Source organism: Bacillus sp. AFS001701, from assembly GCF_002559405.1.
In the GTDB taxonomy this organism is placed as follows: domain Bacteria; phylum Bacillota; class Bacilli; order Bacillales; family Bacillaceae_G; genus Gottfriedia.
Genome location: NZ_NTZO01000433.1, coordinates 1 through 4504 on the forward strand (window position 1 = coordinate 1; position 4504 = coordinate 4504).

7 protein-coding genes are annotated in these 4504 nt (G+C 30.2%); 2 read left to right on the forward strand and 5 right to left on the reverse strand.

What is annotated here, in order from left to right; all coding sequences use genetic code 11:
* Positions 1–137 precede the first annotated feature (137 nt).
* Positions 138–428: an Fpa/YlaN family protein gene (locus CN514_RS20665; RefSeq protein WP_069035558.1), complete on the reverse strand. Its 291-nt coding sequence runs from the start codon at positions 426–428 to the stop codon at positions 138–140.
* Between the two features lie 331 nt (positions 429–759).
* On the opposite strand from CN514_RS20665, the gene CN514_RS20670 reads away from it, so the two are divergent.
* Complete coding sequence (locus CN514_RS20670) at positions 760–1248, forward strand: hypothetical protein (RefSeq protein WP_098234202.1); 489 nt, start codon at positions 760–762, stop codon at positions 1246–1248.
* 67 nt (positions 1249–1315) lie between these two features.
* On the opposite strand, the gene CN514_RS20675 is transcribed toward CN514_RS20670, so the two are convergent.
* Positions 1316–2644: a PhoH family protein gene (locus tag CN514_RS20675; RefSeq protein ID WP_098234203.1), complete on the reverse strand. Its 1329-nt coding sequence runs from the start codon at positions 2642–2644 to the stop codon at positions 1316–1318.
* 158 nt (positions 2645–2802) lie between these two features.
* Positions 2803–3258, reverse strand: a complete 456-nt coding sequence (locus CN514_RS20680; RefSeq protein WP_098234204.1) for a pyridoxamine 5'-phosphate oxidase family protein — start codon at positions 3256–3258, stop codon at positions 2803–2805.
* 153 nt (positions 3259–3411) lie between these two features.
* On the opposite strand from CN514_RS20680, the gene CN514_RS20685 reads away from it, so the two are divergent.
* Positions 3412–3612 carry a YlaI family protein gene (locus CN514_RS20685; protein WP_056468526.1) on the forward strand — a complete coding sequence of 67 codons (201 nt, stop codon included), beginning with the start codon at positions 3412–3414 and terminating at the stop codon, positions 3610–3612.
* A gap of 123 nt (positions 3613–3735) precedes the next feature.
* On the opposite strand, the gene CN514_RS20690 is transcribed toward CN514_RS20685, so the two are convergent.
* Positions 3736–4008 carry a hypothetical protein gene (locus CN514_RS20690; protein ID WP_088013082.1) on the reverse strand — a complete coding sequence of 91 codons (273 nt, stop codon included), beginning with the start codon at positions 4006–4008 and terminating at the stop codon, positions 3736–3738.
* A 29-nt stretch (positions 4009–4037) separates the two neighbouring features.
* Complete coding sequence (locus CN514_RS20695) at positions 4038–4355, reverse strand: YlaH-like family protein (RefSeq protein ID WP_235821791.1); 318 nt, start codon at positions 4353–4355, stop codon at positions 4038–4040.
* Positions 4356–4504: the final 149 nt, after the last annotated feature.

A 4504-nucleotide genomic window follows, 5' to 3' on the forward strand; every position in this document is an offset into this window, starting at 1 on the left:
ATTCAACTATTTTGCTAAATTCCCTTTTTAAATAAAAATATTGTAACATAGATTAATAGATTTATTACTTATAACAATTAAAAAAATTCACAAAAAAAAGCCCAAACATTTTTTGTTTGAGCTTTTGTTGCTAAAAATTATTTATTCTTTTGATCTGTAAACGCTTCATGTAGAGCAGATAGTTGACGCTCAAGTTCAGAAAGAAGTTCTCTACCTTGTTCTGCTTCAATTAAACCTAAACGAGAAGCAAAATCAATCTCCCTTGATAATCCAAACATTTGAGTATCTAAAACCTCTTCATATAGAGGGCATTGTGGCATCGTTAAATGATCAAGTTGCACATTTATTAATTTTAATATTTTTTCAGCATCTTTTTTTAATAATTCAAATGCTTTATCTTTGTAATCTGTTACAGCATCAGACCTCAATTTTCTCCCTCCGCTTCCGTACAAGCTATCTATTTAATATTATAGTTCTTTTTAGGAAAAATCAACTTAAATCAAAAGTTTTGCAAATATGTATTTTAGAAAATTATATTTTTGCAACAGTTTATTTATTAGAATTTTCTTATGTTAGAAGGTAATTTTATATTGTAATCTAGTTTCTACAAAAAAACCGCTCATTACATCTCTATAAAAAAACTGAAAGCATAATAATACTTAAATGAAAATAAGGGCTCGATTTGTTCAATTGTTTGTCTTTTTACTTAAAAAAGTCGTACACTATAGTTAGACTTAGTACACAGAAGGGGTTTAGTATATGGGTGATGTTTTTCAATTAACAGGTAATGTGGAGTTTCCGTTAACGATTGATCCAAGTGTTTGGATTTTTGATGAAAGAAAGGTAAAGTTAGACAGTTTGTTAGCTGGTGAATTGAAAAAGGTTGATGAGCTTGAACAATATACAAAAAGTGTTTCAAAGCATTGGGATCGTGAAATTGTTGAAGGTGCGAAGGTTGATAATAGTCCTTTATACGCTACTCAAAAAAAAGAATGGCTTAAAGAATCTTATGCAATGCCATTTTCTTATTTTATAGATAATAGTAATCCGAAAAATCATGATTCAGAAGTTACGATCGAAACAGAAGGTGAATTAATAAAATTACCTTTTGAAACTGTATATGAAAGTTATTTAGCATTTTCATACAATGGCAAGAGAATCCTTGATGATGGGCCAGTACATTTATATTTTGCTGATGGCACAAATAAAGAAACACCAATTACTTCAATCAAGAAAATTATTTTATAGTGTAAAACAAAAGCAACATCTTACTGTTAGATTTTGGTAAGATGTTGCTTTTGTAAGCATTTAATTATTACAATATGTCCGCTGCTAGTTGGGCAATTGATGAACGTTCGCCTTTTATTAGTTTTACATGTCCACTTATTTTTTGATCTTTAAATTTTTCAACTACATAAGTTAATCCATTGTTGTATTCATCTAAATATGGATGATCAATTTGTTCTGGATCCCCCATTAATACAATTTTACTCTTATCACCAACGCGAGTTAAAATTGTTTTTACTTCATGCCTAGTTAGATTTTGTGCTTCATCTATAATAATAAATTGCTCTGGGATACTTCTACCTCTTATATAAGTTAAAGCTTCTACTTCAATTGAGCCCATTCCGGCTAATATCGCATCAAGTTCACCTGGTTTTTTCGTATTGAATAAGTATTCTAGATTATCATAAATCGGTTGCATCCATGGACGAAGTTTTTCATCCTTCTCACCTGGTAAATAACCAAGATCCTTTCCAACTGGTACAATCGGTCTAGCAACTAATAACTTTTTATAGCTTTGTAGGTCCTCACTTTGCATTAAACCTGCCGCTAAAGCTAATAAAGTTTTTCCGGTTCCTGCCTTACCAATCAATGTGACTAATGGTATATCGTCTCGAAGTAGTAATTCTAAGGCCATGGATTGTTGTGCATTTCTTGGCCTTATACCCCAAATATGTTCATTTGAGAAAACAAATTTCTTAATTTTTGTACCCGTTTTATCTACAACTCCAAGAGCTGAGCTCTTACCACCGAGAGCATCCTTTAATACGATGAATTGATTAGGATAAAATGGATGGTTCGCTATATCTGAAACAGGAAGTTCAGTTTTCTCATAAAACTTGTTTAATAAATCTGTATTTATGTAATACTCTAGATAACCGGTATAAATATGATCAACTTCAACTACTCGATCACTTAAATAATCTTCAGCTAATAAATTTAATGCATCCGCTTTTACACGAACTAACGTATCTTTACTAACTAAAATGACTGTTTTTCCGCTTTCTTTTGCTTCTTCTTCAAGTAATAAGTTTTTTGCAACAGCTAAAATGCGATTATCGTTCGTTTTTTCAACAAAGATCTCTTGCAATTGTTGAAAAGAACGATGATTTAATTCAATTCTAAATGAACCACCGTTTTCAAGAGGAATACTTTCATGTAATTTCCCTAGTTCTCGAAAGCTATCAATTAGTTTGGATACATACCTAGCATTACGACCAACTTCATCCATATATCTCTTCTTTGAGTCTACTTCCTCTAATACAACAGCTGGTACAACTACTTCATTATCTTCAAATGAAAAGATTGCTAGTGGGTCTTGCAGTAGTACATTGGTGTCGAGAACATATATTTTACTCAATCCTTAACCTCCTGACTAAAAATAACTCAGATTAGAATAATTAGTTTTAATTCTAAATTGATCGGTCTTACAATTGGTTACTAGTCGAAGAATGGACGAACCGTTAATATATTATATGAAATTCTCTCTACTTTAGAATATTTTTTAATGTTTAAAGCTTAGTTGGATCTAAGACCACTCAAAACTGCTACATCTAATTTTTTTGCAGCCCTCTCATCATACGTTTTTGCATACTCTGGTTCGACTGTTATTTTAGACCCATAAAACAATATATTTTTTACTTCATTAACTTCTACTTCTATACACGCTAATTTTAATGGAATCCCAGGCATTTGCTTTGTTAAAATTTTTGCATTTCCTGAAATACTATAAACTGTTTCATTTGAGAATAAGCTTAATGATACCCCTTCAACCTCTTCGATATTCGATATAATTGCTGATCTTTGATCTACTGCAAATCGAATTGTCTTATCGTCTAAAGCAACAAGCCAAGAAATTGCATTCGTAACTGGTGCATTCTTTTCGGAGTTAAAAGTACTTAAAAAAACAATCTTTTCTTTATTACAATCTTCTAATAAGCTTGGTGATAATGTTTTCTCAATACTGTTTGCCATCACTATTTCATCTCCTTCAAATAAAGAGTATACTAATATAATTCAAAGTTTATTGAAAACTTCCTGCTAAAACCACTGTTTTTTAAAAATATATTCTAAAACCTGTTATAATTATGTTAACTTAAGTTCCATATATAAGGAGAGAAATTTCACATGAGAGTTAAATGCATGATTTGTGATAAAAGCGAATCTATTAGCGATGAATCACCTATTGCAAAAAAATTAAGAAATCGTCCTATCCATACATATACATGCTCTGAATGTTACGATCGAATTAAAATAAAAACAGAACAAAGAATTGCAACAGGAAATTTCCGTTTCTTAAAACCGGTAAAGGACAATGACGAGTGGTAAATTATGAAAAAAGAAGCCAGTTAGGCTTCTTTTTTTGGAAAGACCATCAAGTCTTAGATATTATTTTCATGTATAAATTCACCAAAAGTTTAAACAAAAAAACCTAGATTAATTTCTAGGTTTTTAATACTTCTCTGGATTAACTTTTACTTGATCTAAAAAGCAATCAATCATTTCAATTGGAAAGCGCGTAGTACGCTCTTTTTCTGCTTGTGTAAATGTAATTAAATAGAAATCTTCCATTTTTTCTATTTTTACGTTAGATACTTGATGATCTTCTTTTAAAATCGAATCAAACATCTCATACGTCTCTTTAGCAGCTTCATCCGAAGGTCTACCTTCATATATAACTTTTATCGTTAACCAATTATATAAAGCATCCTGAACAGATTTCATCTAAATACCAACTTTCTAAAAAGTTTACATTATGTAGTAGCATTATTCTTTTTTGATTGATGTAAACGAATCTTATATACCCCTAACACGAAGACACTTGCAAGTAATGCTTCAACGATTGGTATCCTTAAAGCTAAGAAAGTAAGGAAACTACATCCAATCATAAGCAAAACATAAATGATTAAACTTTTAAGGATGCTCAATTTTTTGGCGAAACCTAAATGATATACCACAATACATAATACAACAATTAAACCATATAAAATCCACATTGAAAGGTGAATATCATGAGTTATATTTATTAACTGTGTTATGACAAATTCAAATCCCTTTGGAGCTTTTTCCAAATCCATATCCCCCTATTAAATAATAAAACTAAATACTTCTATTCGTTTTTAGATCGACTTTAATATTAATTTTTAGTATTTGTCTACAAAAATGAAACCGACTATTTTCTAGTCGGTTTTATTATATCATAATTATTTTAAAATTTAAT